The sequence below is a fragment of the Paraburkholderia graminis C4D1M genome, assembly GCF_000172415.1.
GTDB lineage: Bacteria > Pseudomonadota > Gammaproteobacteria > Burkholderiales > Burkholderiaceae > Paraburkholderia > Paraburkholderia graminis.
Window position 1 is genome coordinate 388106 of sequence record NZ_ABLD01000006.1, and the last position, 18016, is coordinate 406121.

The 18016-nt window shown below is 60.2% G+C and carries 12 protein-coding genes and 2 pseudogenes; all 14 read left to right on the forward strand.

Features of this window, described 5'->3' with window-relative positions; all coding sequences use genetic code 11:
- The first annotated feature begins 100 nt into the window (after positions 1–100).
- Entirely contained in the window at positions 101–1429 is a 1329-nt protein-coding gene (locus BGRAMDRAFT_RS14025; protein ID WP_006049423.1) for an MFS transporter, read from the forward strand.
- Positions 1430–1534: 105 nt separating this feature from the next.
- Entirely contained in the window at positions 1535–2602 is a 1068-nt protein-coding gene (locus tag BGRAMDRAFT_RS14030) for a LacI family DNA-binding transcriptional regulator (protein ID WP_006049424.1), read from the forward strand.
- A gap of 21 nt (positions 2603–2623) precedes the next feature.
- Positions 2624–3118, forward strand: a complete 495-nt coding sequence (locus BGRAMDRAFT_RS14035) for a hypothetical protein (protein WP_232292265.1) — start codon at positions 2624–2626, stop codon at positions 3116–3118.
- Positions 3119–3190: 72 nt separating this feature from the next.
- Complete coding sequence (locus tag BGRAMDRAFT_RS14040) at positions 3191–3676, forward strand: hypothetical protein (protein ID WP_044021026.1); 486 nt, start codon at positions 3191–3193, stop codon at positions 3674–3676.
- Positions 3677–3976: 300 nt separating this feature from the next.
- Positions 3977–4870, forward strand: a complete 894-nt coding sequence (gene cyoA, locus BGRAMDRAFT_RS14045; protein WP_006049427.1) for a ubiquinol oxidase subunit II — start codon at positions 3977–3979, stop codon at positions 4868–4870.
- A 3-nt stretch (positions 4871–4873) separates the two neighbouring features.
- Positions 4874–6880, forward strand: a complete 2007-nt coding sequence (cyoB, locus tag BGRAMDRAFT_RS14050; RefSeq protein WP_006049428.1) for a cytochrome o ubiquinol oxidase subunit I — start codon at positions 4874–4876, stop codon at positions 6878–6880.
- Between the two features lie 3 nt (positions 6881–6883).
- Positions 6884–7492 carry a cytochrome o ubiquinol oxidase subunit III gene (gene cyoC, locus BGRAMDRAFT_RS14055; RefSeq protein ID WP_006049429.1) on the forward strand — a complete coding sequence of 203 codons (609 nt, stop codon included), beginning with the start codon at positions 6884–6886 and terminating at the stop codon, positions 7490–7492.
- The gene (cyoD, locus tag BGRAMDRAFT_RS14060) at positions 7493–7825 is read left to right on the forward strand and encodes a cytochrome o ubiquinol oxidase subunit IV (protein WP_006049430.1); all 333 of its coding nucleotides are present in this window, start codon (positions 7493–7495) and stop codon (positions 7823–7825) included.
- A gap of 19 nt (positions 7826–7844) precedes the next feature.
- Positions 7845–9779, forward strand: a complete 1935-nt coding sequence (locus BGRAMDRAFT_RS14065) for a type IV pili methyl-accepting chemotaxis transducer N-terminal domain-containing protein (RefSeq protein WP_006049431.1) — start codon at positions 7845–7847, stop codon at positions 9777–9779.
- The gene (locus BGRAMDRAFT_RS14070; protein WP_006049432.1) at positions 9776–10498 is read left to right on the forward strand and encodes a response regulator; all 723 of its coding nucleotides are present in this window, start codon (positions 9776–9778) and stop codon (positions 10496–10498) included. Before BGRAMDRAFT_RS14065 ends, BGRAMDRAFT_RS14070 begins: the two co-directional genes overlap by 4 nt.
- Positions 10499–10668: 170 nt before the next feature.
- Positions 10669–11991, forward strand: a complete 1323-nt coding sequence (locus tag BGRAMDRAFT_RS14075; protein ID WP_006049433.1) for an MFS transporter — start codon at positions 10669–10671, stop codon at positions 11989–11991.
- On the forward strand, positions 11988–13427 hold the full coding sequence (locus BGRAMDRAFT_RS14080) for a NarK family nitrate/nitrite MFS transporter (RefSeq protein ID WP_006049434.1): 1440 nt from the start codon (positions 11988–11990) through the stop codon (positions 13425–13427). Before BGRAMDRAFT_RS14075 ends, BGRAMDRAFT_RS14080 begins: the two co-directional genes overlap by 4 nt.
- Positions 13428–13446: 19 nt before the next feature.
- Positions 13447–17228 (forward strand): annotated as a pseudogene (locus BGRAMDRAFT_RS14085) (nitrate reductase subunit alpha).
- Positions 17225–18016: pseudogene (narH, locus tag BGRAMDRAFT_RS14090) on the forward strand (nitrate reductase subunit beta); the annotation flags it as partial. The pseudogenes BGRAMDRAFT_RS14085 and narH, both read left to right, overlap by 4 nt.

An 18016-nucleotide genomic window follows, 5' to 3' on the forward strand; every position in this document is an offset into this window, starting at 1 on the left:
TGGCATCTGCATCTGCATCTGCATCGCCGAATCGAACGACGCTTGATTGATCCATCGCAGGAAACAGGCTCGCGCAAAACACGCGGCCGTAGGAGACGTTGTGAGCACCATGACACCGGCCATCGCCGAATCGCGCCTGATCAACCGCCTTGCCCTGCGTTTGATGCCGCTGCTGGGGCTGCTTTATCTGGTTGCCTATATCGACCGCTCCAATATCAGCTTTGCGAAGCTGCAAATGCTCGGCAGCCTCGGACTTTCCGAGGTCGCGTATGGTCTGGGCGCGTCGCTGTTCTTCATCGGCTATCTGATTTTCGAAGTGCCGAGCAATGTGATGCTGCACAAGTACGGCGCGCCGCGCTGGATGGCGCGCATCATGTTGACGTGGGGCGTGGTGACGATATTGCTCGCCTTCACGCAGAACGCGACGATGTTTTACGTGCTGCGTTTTCTGCTCGGCGCATCGGAAGCGGGTTTATATCCTGGCGTGATCTATTATCTGACGCTGTGGTTCCCGTCGCGGCATCGCGTGCGCATGCTCGGCTATTTCACGGTGGGCAGCAGTCTCGGCAATATGGTCGGGGCGCCGATTTGCGGCTGGCTGCTGGACAAGGGCGGGCTCGCGGGGCTGGACGGCTGGCAACTCGTGTTCATCGTCACCGGACTGCCGTCGGTGCTGTTGACCGTGGTGGTGCTGTTCCTGTTGCCGTCGTCGCCGAAAGAAGCCAAGTTTCTTTCCGCCGACGAGAAGCAGTGGCTCACGAACACGCTCGATGCCGAGCGCGCGCAGATCAGGGCGAGCGTTGCGACGCACGGTTCGCTGCTGAGCGTGTTGACCGAGCCGCGCGTGATCGGCATGGCGCTCTACTACATGATGCTGTCCATTTCAGTCTACGGCGTGAGCTACTGGTTGCCGACGCTCGTGAAGGGCTTTGGCGTGAGCAACACGACAAACGGTTTGCTCAACATCATTCCGTGGCTGATGGCGACCATCGTGCTCGCATGGTTGCCTTCGAAACTGCGCGGCACCGGCAATCGCGCGCTCATCGCAATGCTGGTTTCGGCACTGCTCGGCGTGATGTGTTTCGCGAGCGCCGTGTTTCTGCCGACCAACACGCTGCGCTTCATCGCGCTGTGTTTCGGCGCGCCGTGCATGTATCTGCTGATTCCGTGCTTCTGGACCTTGCCGCCGAAATTCCTGTTCGGCGCGCGTGCCGCGGCCGGCATTGCCGCGATCAATTCGCTCGGCAACATCGGCGGCTTCATCGCGCAGAACCTCGTGCCGTGGGTGCGTCAAACGACGGGCAGCGTGAAGGCGCCGATGATGATTCCCGCGACCTGCCTGCTCGTATTCGCTATCGTCACGGTTTTCATCTTGCGTCGCGACCGAGGCGCGCGAGCCGCGCAAAGCGTGGTCGCGGTGACTGAGTAAGCCACGACGCGCAGCGCTCGATGCATGTCGCGCGAGTGCCCGAGCCGTGCGCGATATGGCGCGGTTTAGAATACGCGCGCGATCCATCTTCTTCTGTCAGCCACCATGCCGAATAAAGAACCGCCCGCTGCCGCCGGCGCCGAGTTGCCCGACGCGGCGGCGCCCGTCCGGCGCATGCGCGGCGGTCCCAAGGGCTTGCGCATCACCGATGTCGCCGCGCAAGCGGGCGTCGCGCCGATCACGGTGTCGCGCGTGTTCAACAGCCCCGAGACGGTCGCGCCGGAAACGCTGGAACGCGTGCGGCAGGTCGTGCAAAAGCTCGGCTATGTGCCGAACAGACTCGCGGGCGGCTTGTCGTCGTCGCGCTCGCGGCTCATCGCGGCGATCGTGCCGACCATCGCGCATTCGCTGTTTTCCGAAACCATTCAGGTATTCAGCGAGACCATGTCGCGCGCCGGCTACCAGGTGCTGCTCGCGCTGAGCGGCTACGACGATTCGAGCGAAGAGGTTTTGCTCGACGCAGTGCTGAGCCGCCGTCCCGAAGGCGTGCTGCTGACGGGCGTCGCGCATACCGATTCGCTGCGCGAGCGGCTTGCGAACGTCGGCATTCCGATTGTCGAGACGTGGGACATGACCGATCGACCGATCGACATGCTGGTCGGCTTTTCGCATTACCAGATCGGCGTCGCGGTCGCCGAGCATTTTCTGCAAAGGAATGTGCGCAAGCCAGGGCTCGTGTCCGCTAACGACGAACGCGCGCTCGCCCGTCGCCGCGGTTTTCGCGAGCGGCTCGCGCAGGCGGGCATATCCGGGATTGCCGAAGTACTCGTCGCGCCGCCGAGTTCGGTGGCGCTCGGCAAGGCGGCGCTGCCTCGTTTGATCGAGCAGGCGCCGGATATCGACGCGGTGTTTTGCGGCTCGGATCTGCTCGCGATCGGCACGTTGAACGCGGCGAGGCAAATGGGGTTGAGCGTGCCGTCGCGATTGGCGATCTGCGGATTCGGCGATCTCGAGTTCGCGACGGAGACGACGCCGCAACTTACTTCGGTGCATGTCGATGGCACGCGCATTGGAGTCACGGCCGCGCGGTGTCTGCTCGATCGGCTTAGTGGGTCGGGGCAGAGCAAGGTGACCGATGTGGGGTTTGAGGTCGTGCGGCGTGGTAGTAGTTGAAGTGGGTTTTTCTGGTGGTTAATGACTGAAATGATTGATACGCGTGAACAGATCAAACAGCGCCTTTCGGTCCTCGTCGGGCTGAACGTCAGCGGCGTGGGACACGCAGCGGACATGCTTACGTTGCAGTTCGGGCCGATCCGGGAAATAACGACAAAGCGCCAAACTATAAAACGTGTCGGCGCATGGTCACTACATATTCAATGCGACTGGACAATCGAACAAGGAGCGACAGTCCTGGCAGCCTATCGTGATTTTGCGGCTTCTGAAACGAGTACGCGCGAGATGACGCACCGCATCCGCGACCTGGTTGTAGACAAGGGGCCGACCGAAGTTCAAACGATTGAGGTCGGGGATAACGGCATGGTGCGCATCGGCTTGTCCGGAGATGTCCGGATTTCGATCACCACGGACGGAATATCGGACGAGGAGGACTGGCGGTTCTTTGCTTCGGGATCGGATGCCAAGCACTTTGTGATTACAGGTGGGAAGGTCGATCCTTGGTCTTTATCGTGACTGGGATAATGGAGCGCACTTAAGACATGTTCGATTTACGGTAGCGAGGCCGGAATATAAACCGATTCCCTTATGATCGATACGCGAAAAGAGATTGAACGTCACCTGTCTGCGCTTCGAGGGCTAAACGTGAGCGGTATCAGCCACGCCGCAAACATGCTGACAATGCAGTTTGGTTCGCTGAGACAGGTCACGAATTTCAAAGGCGCGGTTAAACAGGTTGGTGAATGGGCGCTTCACATCCAATGCAACTGGCAGATTGAGCGGACCGGCGAAATCATAGCCACACAGAACGCTCTGTCAGGGACTGACGAGGAAGCGCACCGCGCGGCGGAGCAACTTGACGAGTTGCTGGTGAAGCATGGGCTGACGATTGTCGAAGACGTTTTGGCCAACGAATCGGGCGGAGTAATTCTTTCAATGTCTGAAGGGCTGCGCGTCACTATTACGCCGGCCGGCATACCGGACGAGGAAGACTGGCGATTCTTCGCGCCCGCGTTTGATGCACAGCACTTTGTGATCGAAGGCGGCAAGATCGATTCATATTCATTTTCTTGATTTCGCGGCTGCGCCACTCCACGGCATCAGTTCGACAATAAAGAAGGCATCCGGCCCTCTCGCGGACTCCACCTCCTCCATACCACGACCGCATTGAAATCGTCGCGGCCACTCCCTTTCCCCCCTCCAGCACTGCATATATCACGCGCTTCACCGGCCACCTCTGCACGTAGCTTGTCCAGGATCATGTTCCCGATCCCGCCGCACTCTTAGAATTCCACAGCGCATGAAGTAGTGGTCTGGTCTTCATGGCGAGAACATTGTGTAGCGTTTCAGATCGGTCCACGGAAATCAGCAGATATGGTGAATAAAAAGACCTTTGAACGGGTATTGATACCCTTGGGGGCTGGGCTCTCCGCGTGTCTTTCGGGGTGCAGCAATCTCGAGCTGCTCGATCCGAAAGGCAGCATCGGCATGGCGGAGAAGTCGCTGATCAGTACGGCGACAATGGCCATGCTGCTAGTCGTCGTGCCGGTGATCGTCATGATCATCGTGTTTGCCTGGCGTTATCGCGCGAGCAATCACAACGCGACGTACGCACCGAAGTGGGCGCACTCCACCGCGATCGAAACAGTGGTGTGGACCGTACCCACGCTCATCATTCTGTTCCTCGGCATTCTGACCTGGAACACGACGCACGAACTGGACCCTTACCGGCCGATCGAATCGGCGGTCAAGCCGATCAAAGTCGAAGTCGTCGCGCTCGACTGGAAGTGGCTCTTCATCTATCCCGAACTCGGCGTTGCGTCGGTCAATCAGCTTGCAGTACCCGTGGGTACGCCGATCGACTTCAGAATCACGTCCGATTCCGTGATGAATTCGTTTTTTATTCCGCAACTCGGAAGCCAGATCTACGCAATGGCGGGCATGCAAACGCGACTGCATCTGATCGCCGACCACGCGGGCGACTACGCCGGCATTTCCGCCAATTTCAGCGGCAAGGGCTTTTCGGATATGAAGTTCCGCACGCTTGCTGTCACGCCCGCGCAGTTCGACGCATGGGTCGACAAAGTGAAAGCGTCGCCGCGCCGGCTCGATATGAACGAGTACAACTCGGTGTCGAAACCCAGCGAGAAGGAACCGGTCGACTATTTCTCGTCGGTCGATTCGAGGCTCTTCAACAACATCATTGCGAAGTACAACAACGGTAATGTTCTTGATCCGCAAAACAGCAATTGCCGCACAAAGGGTTAGCACATGCTCGGAAATCTGACACTCTCCGCGATCCCGTTCGATCAGCCCATCATCATGGGCGCGGGCGCACTGATGCTCGTCATGGTGCTTGCGGTAGTCGCGACACTGACCCGCCTTCACAAATGGAAATGGCTCTGGCACGAGTGGCTGACCAGCGTCGACCATAAGAAGATCGGCGTGATGTACATCGTCGTTGCCGTGCTGATGCTGGTGCGCGGTTTCGTCGATGCAGTCATGATGCGCCTCCAGCTTGCACTCGCCTATCATTCGCCAGGCTACCTGCCGCCGCATCACTACGATCAGATCTTCACCGCGCACGGCGTCATCATGATCTTCTTCATGGCGATGGCGTTAATGGTCGGCCTGTTCAATCTCGTCGTGCCGTTGCAGATCGGCGCGCGCGACGTCGCGTTCCCGTTCCTCAATTCGCTCAGTTTCTGGATGACCGCGATCAGCGCGATCCTGATGAATCTGTCGCTCGTGGTCGGCGAATTCGCGCAGGTCGGTTGGCTCGCGTATCCGCCGCTCTCGGAGTTGCAGTTCAGTCCTGGCGTCGGCGTCGACTATTACATATGGAGTCTGCAACTGTCCGGCGTCGGCACGTTGATTACCGCAATCAACTTCTTCGTGACGATCGTGCGGATGCGCGCGCCCGGCATGACGCTGATGAAAATGCCCGTATTCACGTGGACCGCACTGTGCTCTAACGTGCTGATCATGGCCACGTTCCCGATCCTGACGGTGGCGCTCGCGCTACTCGGCCTCGACCGCTACATGGGCATGCACTTCTTCACGAATGAAGCAGGCGGCAACGCCATGCTGTATCTGAATCTGATCTGGGCATGGGGACACCCTGAGGTCTATATCCTCGTGCTGCCGGCATTCGGCATCTATTCGGAAGTGATTGCGACGTTCTCGAAGAAGCCGCTATTCGGTTACCGGACGATGGTCTATGCAACCTGCGCGATCATGGTGCTCGCATTCCTCGTGTGGCTGCATCACTTCTTCACGATGGGTTCAGGCGCGGACGTCAATGCGTTTTTCGGCATCATGACAATGGTGATTGCCATTCCAACTGGCGTGAAAATATTCAACTGGCTGTTCACGATTTATCGCGGGCGGCTGGAGTTCACCGCGCCTGTTCTGTGGACGATCGGCTTCATGATCACGTTCACGATCGGCGGCATGACCGGCGTGATGATGGCGATTCCCGGCGTGGACTTCGTATTGCATAACAGCCTCTTTCTGATTGCGCACTTTCATAACGCGATCATCGGCGGCGTGGTGTTCGGTTACCTGGCCGGTTTCCACTACTGGTTCCCGAAAGCGTTCGGTTTCAAGCTCAATGAGAAGCTCGGCAAGTGCGCGTTCTGGTTCTGGTTCGTGGGGTTCTACGCTTCGTTCATGCCGCTCTATGTACTCGGTTTCATGGGCATGACGCGGCGCCTAAATCACTATGACAATCCGGCGTGGCATCCGTGGCTGATTGCCGCCGCATGCGGCGTCGTGTTGATCGCTATCGGCGTCGTGTTTCAGGTGGCGCAAGTGTGGGTCAGTGTGGCGAACCGCAACAAGCCCGAGTATCGCGACATGACGGGCGATCCGTGGGACGGCCGCACGCTCGAATGGGCGACGTCATCGCCGCCGCCGGTCTATAACTTCGCGATCATTCCGACGGTGCACGAGCTCGACGCTTATACGCACATGAAGGAAACCGCGAGCGGCCACGCGAAAGCGCCGGTGTATCGCGACATCCATATGCCGTCGAATACCAGCGCCGGTTTGTTGATCGGTATGTTCAGTCTCGTGCTCGGATTTGCCGGCGTCTGGCATATCACGTGGCTGGCGGCCGCCGCGCTGCTCGCAATCGTCGCGACGCTGATCGTGCGCAGCTTCGGCGATAACGACGGCTATTACATTCCTGCGGAAAAAGTGCGGGAAATAGAAAGCAAGCGTGGCCCTGCGGCCGCAGCGGTGAATAACCGCGAACTGGAAGCTGTGGAGGCCTGATTCATGTCGAACAATACACTCTCCGTTTCGCTCGATGGCGGACACGGCAATCACGGTTCATCGGACACTGTCTTCGGCTTCTGGCTGTATCTGATGACCGATTGCGTGCTGTTCGCGTCGCTCTTCGCGGTATTCGCCGTGATGTCGAATCAGTTCGCGGGCGGCCCATCGGGCAAGGATCTGTTCGACATTGGCGGCGTCGCGGTCGAGACCGCCGCGCTGCTGTTGAGCAGCATCACATACGGCTTCGCGATGCTTGCCGCGCGTCGCGGCAAATCCACTGCGGTACTCGCCTGGCTCGCGGTGACGTTCGTGCTCGGCCTCGCGTTTCTCGCTCTGGAAATGCGCGAGTTCTCGCATCTGATTGCCGAGGGCGCCGGACCGGCCCGCAGTGCGTTCCTGTCGGCGTTCTTCACACTGGTGGGCACGCACGGCTTGCACGTCACCGTGGGTCTCGTATGGATGGCAGTGCTCGCGGTGCAGATCGTACGCGGCCCGGGGTTGTCGGAGCGCCAGCTCACACGTCTCGCGTGTTTAAGTCTCTTCTGGCACTTCCTCGACATTGTGTGGATCTGCGTCTTTTCGTTCGTCTATCTGGGGAGCGTGCTGTAAATGGCTCACATGCAATCACTTTCAGCGGATCAAGGTCACGGCAGTCTGCGCGGTTATCTCGCCGGCTTCGTACTGTCGGTTGTGTTGACCGCGGCTGCTTTCTGGCTTGTCATGCACGGCGCTTTCCCGGCGCAGACCGCGATGATCGCACTCTCCGTTCTCGCCTTCGTGCAGATTGTCGTGCATCTCGTGTTCTTTCTGCATATCGACATGTCGGCGGGGCAGCGCTGGAATGTCATGGCATTGGCCTATACGGCATTGGCTGCGCTGTTCCTGATCGGCGGGACGGTGTGGGTCATGCATAACGTCAGTATGAATATGATGTCCCGATAGGGTAGACGTCGGAAGCCTTGTGCGCCCCGTCTCTTCGTGGCCGCTCACCACCAAGCTTGCGGTCGTCGTCGCGACCTTGCTTGCGCTTGCGCTGGCATCCATCGGCGTGACGTTGTGGATCACGTTGCAACTGGACGGCGGCGCGGCGGCCATCAACGAAGCGGGCCGCATGCGGATGCAGACTTATCGCGCGGCGCTGATGTTGCGCGAAGCGCCCGAGCGCATCGACGCGTTGGCTACGCAATTCGATAAGAGTCTCGAACTACTACGCGTCGGCGATCCGGCGCGTCCGCTGTCGGTGCCGTGGAACGACGAAGCGCGCGCGCGTTTTGCTAACGTGCAACGGCAGTGGCAGGCATTGCGGCCCATCTGGATCGATGCGGCGAAGGCGCGCGACGCGCCATCGTCCGCATCCACCGACATACTGCGCGAAGCGAACACCTTCGTCGAGATGATCGACGCGTTCGACACGTCGATAGAAGCGCAACTCGCCCGCTGGACGTCGATTCTCAACGTTGTGCAGATTGCGCTGCTCGTACTGGCGATCGGCAGTGCATGGGCGCTGCTGTACATCGGCCATCTGCTTGTACTCGAGCCCGTGTCGCGTTTGACCGGCGGCCTCGCTCGCATCGAGGAGGGCGATTTCTCGATGCGCGTGCAAGTCGCGTCGCACGACGAGTTCGGTCAGTTGTCGGCCGGCTTTAACCGCATGGCCCGCAATCTTCAGCAGTTTTATGCGGAGCTCGAGCAGAAAGTCATCGAGAAGACTGCAAGCCTCGAAACCGAGCGCGCGCGGCTTGCGGCGCTCTACGAAATCAGCGCGTTCGCCGCTGAGGCCAGCACGCTCGACGTATTGGCGCACGGTTTCGCGCGACGCATGCGGGGCATTGCGGGAGCCGATTCGGTCGCGATCCGCTGGTCCGACGAGGGCAACGAACGGTATCTGCTATTGGGAAGCGACGGCTTGCCGCGCTTCATGATCGAAGACGAGCAGTGCCTGACCTCGCGTAGCTGTCTATGCGGCGAGCCGCGCACCGAACCGGGCGCGCGCGTGATTCCGGTTCTCGCCGAAGGTGCGGCGATTCTCGGCCACTGCGCGCGCGCCGGTTACGCGACGCTCGTGTCCGTGCCGGTGATTTTGCATCAGCGTCCGCTCGGCGAAATCGATCTCTTCTTCAGCGACGAAATAGCGTTGTCCGCGCAAGACCGCGATCTGTTCGACGCGCTCTCGAGTCACCTTGCAACCGCAATGGAAAACCTGCGCGTCACGGCGCTCGAGCGCGAAGCGGCGGTTTCCGGCGAACGTGCGTTGCTCGCGAGCGAACTGCACGACTCGATCGCGCAGTCGCTCGCCTTCCTCAAAATCCAGGTGCAATTGCTGCGCGATGCGTTGCCCGCGCATACGGATGCGTCGGTTGCACGAATCGTCGACGAACTCGATGCAGGCGTGCGCGAGAGTACCGGCGACGTGCGCGAACTGCTGGTTCACTTTCGCACGCGCGGCGATGCCGAGGACATGGAGCCCGCATTACGAACGACGTTGCGCAAGTTCGAGCATCAAACGGGACTGACCACGCATCTGTCGATGCAAGGTCATGGCTTGCCGCTCGACGCCGATGTCAAGGTGCAAGTCCTGCACGTATTGCAGGAAGCGCTCTCGAACGTGCGCAAACATGCTCGCGCGCGTGAAGTGTGGCTTGAGGCGCAGCAGACTCCGGCGTGGAGCTTCGAGGTACGCGACGACGGTCAGGGCTTCGATGCCGCACGCGATACGCTCGGCGAGACGCATGTCGGCATGCGCATCATGCGCGAGCGGGCCGCGCGCATCGGCGCGCGGGTGGTGGTCGAATCGGTGCCGGGCGAGGGCACTTGTGTGACGTTGACGTTGCCGCAGCATCGCGGAGACACGTGTATGCGGACGAACCAACCGGTTTCCAAAGGCAGAACGATATGACTGCAATCCGCTTGCTCGTCGTCGACGATCACACGTTGTTCCGGCGTGGCCTGATCGCGCTGCTCGGCCAGGACGCGCGTTTTAGCGTGGCCGGCGAAGCTGCCGACGCAGGCGAAGCGCAACGCCGCGCGAGCGAATTGCAACCCGACGTGATCCTGCTCGACAATCATCTGCCGGGCGTGAACGGCGTGGACGCACTGAACGATCTGCGCGAAGCAGCGCCTCACGCGCGCATTCTGATGCTCACTGTTAGCGAGGACGAGCGCGACCTCGGCGCCGCGCTGCGCGCGGGCGCGCGCGGCTATCTGCTGAAAACGGTCGATGCCGAGGCGCTCGCGGATTCGATCGTGCGTACCATGCGCGACGAGTCCGTCGTAAGCCCGGAGATGACGGGCAAGCTGGTGCAAGCCTATCGCGCGATGGCGAACGCAGGCGAGGGCGACGCCAGTTCAATCGCCGATGATGATCCTGCAACGCTCAAGCCCGAAGCGCAACATGGCTCCGAGCCTGAACCCGCGCTGTCGATACGCGAGCAGGAAATCCTCACCTACATCGCGCGCGGCGCGAGCAATAAGGAAATTGCTCGCGCGCTTGCCATTTCAGAAACGACGGTCAAGATCCACGTCCAGCACATTCTGCGCAAACTGAAGCTGACTTCGCGAGTGCAGGCCGCGGTGTATGCAACGGTCAATGCAATCGGTCGGCCTACGGCTGCATAGCATCAACTCAACGCTATCAATTTCCACCCATAGTTCGAAAGAACTACGTCTTGCCTAAAAGTAGTTAGTCCGCAGTAGTTCTTTTGCCGCGCTGAGACCCTCCATTCGAAGGATGTTCGCTAATGCGGTGAAAGTCCAAAGTCGATGTCATGAAAAGCGGAGTTCGTTTCATGACACAGACATCGACAGCAACCGACGGCCCATCTCGCCGGCGCGCCTTGTCCGTGCTGATCGCCAGCACGCTCGCATTCACGGTGTGCTTCATGGTGTGGATGATGTTCGCCGTCGTGGGCATTCCGCTGCGCCGTTCGCTGCATCTGAACGAGACCGAGTTCGGCGTGCTCGCCGCATTGCCGGTGCTCACCGGTTCGCTGGTGCGCGTGCCGCTCGGCATCTGGACCGACCGCTATGGCGGCCGCATTGTCATGACCGCGTTGATGCTCGCCACGGCGCCCGCGATCTGGCTGATGAGCTATGCCACCGCCTATTGGCAGCTACTCGTGATCGGTCTCTTCGTCGGCCTTGCGGGCGGCTCGTTTTCGGTCGGCACGCCCTACGTGGCGCGCTGGTTTCCGCCAGAAAAGCGCGGCCTCGCGATGGGTGTTTTCGGCGCGGGCAATTCCGGCGCGGCGGTGAACAAGTTCGTTGCGCCCGCAATCGTCGTCGCATTCGGCTGGGCGATGGTCCCTCAGGTCTACGCGGTAATCATGCTGGTTACGGCTGTGGTGTTCTGGATTCTCAGCAGCAGCGACCCGTCGCATCTCGTCTCGGAGAAGGTGCGTTTCGTCGACCAGTTGCGCGCGTTGAAAGACCCGACGGTGCTCAAGTACTGCCAGTACTACAGCATCGTATTCGGCGGTTACGTTGCGCTGTCTCTGTGGATGGTGCAGTACTACGTCGGCGAATATGGTCTCGACCTTCGCGTAGCGGCGCTGCTCGCCGCGTGCTTCTCGCTGCCGGGCGGCGTGCTGCGCGCGGTGGGCGGCTGGCTCTCCGACCGTTATGGCGCGCACCGCGTGACGTGGTGGGTGATGTGGGTGAGCTGGGTGTGCCTGTTCCTGCTCAGCTATCCGCGCACGCATTTGATCATTGCCACGGTGAACGGCGCTAAAGGCTTCGACATCGGCCTCAACGTGATCGGTTTCACGGTGCTGATGTTCGTACTCGGCATCGCATTCGCGTTCGGCAAGGCCAGCGTCTTCAAGTACATCGGCGACGAGTACCCGGACAACATCGGCACGATTTCCGGCATCGTCGGGCTCGCGGGCGGCCTGGGCGGCTTTCTGCTGCCGATTCTCTTCGGCCTGCTGGTCGACTTCACCGGCATTCGTTCGAGTGCCTTCATGCTGCTTTACGGCGTGGTGTGGGTCTCGCTCATCTGGATGTATTTCACCGAAGTTCGCACGAAAGACGTACTCGCGGCAACTCCGCCCGTCTCGTCGGAACAGCCTGTGCGAACTGTCGGCTCTCAACCTGCGGAAACGGAATCATGAATATCTCGACAGCACGCGCGCGGGCCGGCCGCACGCTGAAGATCTGGACACCCGAAGATAAAGCATTCTGGCGGCGCGAAGGAGAAGCCGTTGCAAAGCTTAATCTGTGGATCTCGGTGCCCGCGCTCTTTTTCGCCTTCGTCATCTGGCAGATGTGGAGCGTGGTGGCGGTGAGCTTGCCGTCGCTTGGATTTAACTATTCGACCAATCAACTGTTCTGGCTGGCTGCCGCGCCCGCATTGTCCGGCGCGACGTTGCGCATCTTCTATTCGTTCATGGTGCCGATATTCGGCGGGCGACGCTGGACCACGATCTCCACCGCGTCGCTGTTGATTCCCGCAATCGGTATCGGCTTCGCCGTGCAGGACAACACGACGAGCTATCCGACGATGCTGCTGCTTGCGCTGTTATGCGGCCTCGGTGGCGCCAACTTCAGTTCGAGCATGGCCAACATCAGCTTCTTTTTCCCGAAGGAACGCAAAGGTTCTGCGCTCGGCGTGAATGGCGGGCTTGGCAATCTCGGCGTGTCGGCGGTGCAATTCCTGTCGCCGCTCGTGGTAACGGCGGGCATGCTCGGCATCTTCGGCGGCGAGCCGCAGACGCTCGTCAAGGCCGGGCACACGTCGCAAGTGTGGATGCAGAATGCGGCGTTTATCTGGGTGCCGTGTATCGTCATTTCAACGCTTGCCGCATGGTTCGGAATGAACGATCTCGCCGATGTGAAGGCGTCGTTCGCTGCGCAGGCAACCATCTTTAGGAGCCGTCATAACTGGCTGATGTGCACGCTGTATCTCGGCACCTTCGGCTCGTTTATCGGCTATGCAGCCGGCTTTCCATTGCTTATCAAGAGCCAGTTTCCCGGCGTGAATCCGCTGACGTATGCATGGCTTGGGCCGTTCGTCGGTGCACTCATCAGGCCGTTCGGCGGATGGCTCGCGGACCGGCTCGGCGGCGCGCGCGTGACGCTGTGGAATTTCGTCGTGATGGCGCTCGCGGTCGTCGGCGTTCTGTACTTTCTGCCAAAGACGGGCGGCTCGTCGTTCTCGCTCGCCTGGGGTCCGCGCGATGGCAGCTTCACAGGCTTCTTTGCGATGTTCCTGCTGCTCTTTCTCACGACCGGCATCGGCAACGGTTCGACGTTCCGCATGATTCCGGTGATCTTTTCGAATCTGCGCCTGTGTGGCGTGCCCGCGGGCGATGCGAATGCGCTCGCCGATGCGACACGTGAAGGCAGTACCGAAGGCGCGGCCGCAATTGGTTTTGCAGGCGCAATCGGCGCGTACGGCGGGTTCTTTATTCCGAAGAGTTATGGCAGTTCCATTCTGATGACCGGCGGCCCGGAACTCGCGTTGTACTGCTTCGTTGTTTTCTATTTGCTGTGTATTGGGCTTACGTGGTGGTTCTACGCGCGGCGCAATGCGGGCATGCCGTGTTAATCGAAAACGGACCTACACAATGAGCCACTTTCTCGACAGACTTAAATACTTCTCGCAGCGCAACCAACGCTTCGCGCAAGGCCACGGCGTGACGACCGGAGAGGACCGCACGTGGGAAGACGCGTACCGCGCACGCTGGCAGCACGATAAGGTGGTGCGCTCGACACATGGCGTAAATTGCACAGGCTCATGCTCGTGGAAGATTCACGTGAAAGGCGGCATCGTCGCGTGGGAAACGCAGCAGACCGATTATCCGCGTACGCGCGCCGAGCTGCCGAATCACGAGCCGCGCGGCTGCGCGCGCGGTGCGAGCTATAGCTGGTATCTGTATAGCGCGAACCGCGTCAAGTATCCGCTCGTGCGAGCGCGGCTGCTCAAGCATTGGCGCGCCGCGCGTGCGGTGGCGATGAGTGCCGTCGATGCATGGGCGGCGGTGGTGGAGAACGACGCGCAACGTCGCGACTATCAGCGTCAGCGCGGCCTCGGTGGGTTTGTGCGTGCGAGCTGGGACGAAGTGAATGAGATCGTCGCCGCGGCCAACGTCTACACGATCAGGAAGCATGGGCCGGATCGCATCATCGGCTTCTCGCCCATTCCGGCGATGTCGATGGTCAGCTATGCAGCGGGCAGCCGCTATTTGAGTCTGATCGGCGGCGTCTGCATGAGTTTCTACGACTGGTATTGCGATCTGCCGCCCTCGAGTCCGCAAACGTGGGGCGAGCAGACCGACGTGCCGGAATCGGCTGACTGGTACAACTCGAGTTACATCATTGCGTGGGGCTCGAATGTGCCGCAGACGCGCACGCCCGACGCGCATTTCTTCACCGAGGTTCGCTATCGCGGCACGAAGACCGTCGCGGTCACGCCCGACTATGCGGAAGTCAGCAAACTGGCGGACCTGTGGATGCACCCGGGCCAGGGCACCGACGCCGCGCTCGCGATGGCGATGGGCCACGTAATTCTGCGCGAGTTCTATTTCGAGCGGCGCAGCGCGTACTTCGACGACTATGCGCGCCGCTATACCGATCTACCGTTGCTCGTGCAACTAAAAGAGCAGACGCTGGCCGATGGTCGCCGCATCATGGTGCCCGACCGTTTTCTCCGAGCCGACGATTTCAACGGCATGCTTGGCCAGGACAATAACCCGGAGTGGAAGACGGTCGCGTTCAACGTCGACGGCAAGCTCGTGTTGCCGAATGGTTCGATCGGCTTTCGCTGGGGCGCGGAAGGCCGCGGCGACGCAGGGCGCTGGAATCTCGAAGCAAAAGAAGCGCGGCATGGCGCAGAAGTGAAGCTGAAGCTCTCCGTCGCGGAAGACGGCGCGCAAGCGCATGAGGTTGTCACGGTCGGCTTTCCGTACTTCGGCGGCATCGACACGCCGCATTTCACCGCGAGCAAACAGGCCGATGTACTCGTGCGCAAGGTGCCGGTTGCGCGCATTGCACTCGGCAAGAACGGCGAGCGCCGCGAAGTACTCGTCGCCACCGTGTTCGATCTGTTGGCCGCTAACTATGGCGTGGATCGCGGCTTCGGCGGCGCGCGCGATTACAACGACGACGTGCCGTATACGCCTGCGTGGCAGGAGCGCATAACCGGCGTGGCGCGCGAGCAGGCCATTTTAGTGGCGCGCGAATTTGCGGACAATGCCGACCGGACGCAGGGTAAGTCGATGGTGATTATCGGCGCCGCAATGAATCACTGGTATCACAGCGATATGAATTATCGCGGCGTGATCAACATGCTGATGCTGTGCGGCTGCATCGGTCAAAGCGGCGGCGGCTGGGCGCACTACGTCGGTCAGGAGAAGCTGCGTCCACAAACGGGCTGGACGCCGCTCGCTTTTGCACTCGACTGGATTCGTCCGCCGCGGCAAATGAATTCCACCAGCTTCTTCTACGCGCATACGGATCAATGGCGCTATGAAAAACTCGGCGTCGAAGAAATTCGTTCGCCGCTCGCGGATCGCGCGCACGACGGCGGCTCGTTAATCGACTATAACGTGCGCGCCGAACGCATGGGCTGGTTGCCGTCGGCGCCGCAATTGCAGACCAATCCATTGCAGGTGGCGCGCGACGCACAGGCAGCGGGCATCGATGCAAAAGCCTATGTCGCGCGAAGGCTGAAAGACGGCACGCTGAAGATGAGTTGCGAGGATCCGGATCATCCGGACAACTGGCCACGCAACATGTTCGTCTGGCGTTCCAATTTGCTTGGCTCGTCGGGCAAGGGGCACGAGTACTTCCTCAAGCATCTGCTCGGCACGACTCACGGCGTGCAAGGCCGCGATCTCGGCGACGACGATGCAAAGCCGCGCGAAGTCACATGGCACGACACGGCGCCGGAAGGCAAACTCGATCTGCTCGTCACGCTCGACTTCCGGATGAGCACGACGTGTCTCTATTCGGACATCGTGCTGCCGACCGCGACGTGGTACGAAAAGAACGATCTGAATACGAGCGACATGCATCCGTTCATTCATCCGCTGTCGAGCGCAGTCGATCCGGCATGGCAGGCGCGTAGCGACTGGGAGATCTATAAAGGCTTTGCAAAGGCTTTTAGCGAAGTCTGCATCGGTCATCTCGGCGTGGAGAAAGAAGTCGTGCTCACGCCGCTAATGCACGACACGCCCGCCGAACTCGCGCAACCGTACGATGCGCGCGACTGGAAACGCGGCGAGTGTGAACTCGTACCCGGCAAGACCGCGCCGCAGGTGAGCGTGGTCGAACGCGATTATCCGAACGTATACCGCCGCTTCACGGCTCTTGGCCCGCTGATGGACAAGCTCGGCAACGGCGGCAAGGGCATTGCGTGGCAGACCGGCACGGAGACCGCGCAACTCGCCGAACTCAACGGCACCGTCAGTGAAGAAGGCGCGACGCGCGGACTCGTGAAGATCGACAGCGATATTGACGCATGCGAAGTCGTGCTGATGCTCGCGCCCGAAACGAATGGCCATGTCGCGGTGAAAGCGTGGGACGCGCTCTCGAAGATTACAGGCCGCCATCATGCGCATCTCGCGCTGCATCGCGAGGACGAGAAGATTCGTTATCGCGATGTTCAGGCGCAGCCGCGCAAGATCATTTCTTCGCCGACCTGGAGCGGTGTGGAAAGCGAGAAAGTGTCGTACACGGCCGGCTATACCAACGTGCATGAATTGATTCCGTGGCGCACGCTGACGGGCCGCCAGCAGTTCTATCAGATCATCCGTGGATGCGCGAATTCGGCGAGAGCTTCGTGAGTTATCGTCCGCCGGTGGATCTGAAAGCCGCATCGCCGATGCATGGCCGCAAGCCGAACGGGCACACGGAGATCGCGCTCAATTTCATTACACCGCATCAGAAATGGGGCATTCACAGCACGTATGCCGACAACCTTCTCATGCTCACGCTCAATCGCGGCGGCCCGGTGATCTGGCTCAGCGAAGGCGACGCTAAAAGGGCTGGCATCGAAGATAACGACTGGGTTGAACTGTTCAACATCAATGGCGCGATTGCCGCGCGTGCAGTAGTGAGTCAACGCGTGAATCCCGGCATGGTGATGATGTATCACGCGCAGGAGAAGATCGTGAATGTACCCGGTTCTGAAATAACCGGAACACGCGGCGGCATTCACAACTCGGTCACGCGCATTGTACTCAAGCCCACGCATATGATCGGCGGCTATGCGCAGCTTAGCTACGGCTTTAACTACTACGGGACCATCGGCACGAATCGCGACGAATTCGTTGTCGTGCGCAAGATGGCAAAAGTCGACTGGCTCGACGACGAACCGGTTATCGCGACACACGGAGATCGCACATGAAAATTCGCGCACAGATCGGCATGGTGCTCAACCTCGACAAGTGCATCGGCTGCCATACGTGTTCGGTGACGTGCAAGAACGTCTGGACGAGCCGCGAGGGCGTCGAATACGCGTGGTTCAATAATGTGGAAACGAAGCCGGGCATTGGCTACCCGAAGCAGTGGGAGAATCAGGACAAATGGAACGGCGGCTGGAAACGCAATCCGGACGGCTCGATCGAACCGCGTCAGGGCAGCCGGCTCAAGGTGCTGTCGCGGCTCTTTGCGAATCCGAATCTGCCGCAAATCGACGACTATTACGAGCCGTTTACGTTCGACTACGAGCACTTGCAGTCCGCGCCGGAAAGCAAGGCGCCGCCTGTCGCGCGACCGCGCAGCCTGCTGACAGGCAAGCGGATGCAAAAGATCGAGTGGGGGCCGAACTGGGAGGAGATTCTCGGCGGCGAGTTCGAGAAGCGCAGTAAGGACAAGAACTTTGACGACGTGCAGAAGGACATCTACGGTCAGTTCGAGAACACCTTCATGATGTACTTGCCGCGCTTGTGCGAGCATTGCCTGAATCCGGCGTGCGTCGCGAGTTGTCCTTCGGGTTCAATTTATAAGCGCGAAGAAGACGGCATCGTATTGATCGACCAGGACAAATGCCGCGGATGGCGCATGTGCGTGTCGGGATGTCCGTATAAGAAGATCTATTACAACTGGAAGTCCCGGCAAGGCGGAGAGTGCATCTTCTGCTATCGCGAATGAAAGCGGTCAGCCAACCGTGGTGGTTCGGAAACCTGCGTCGGG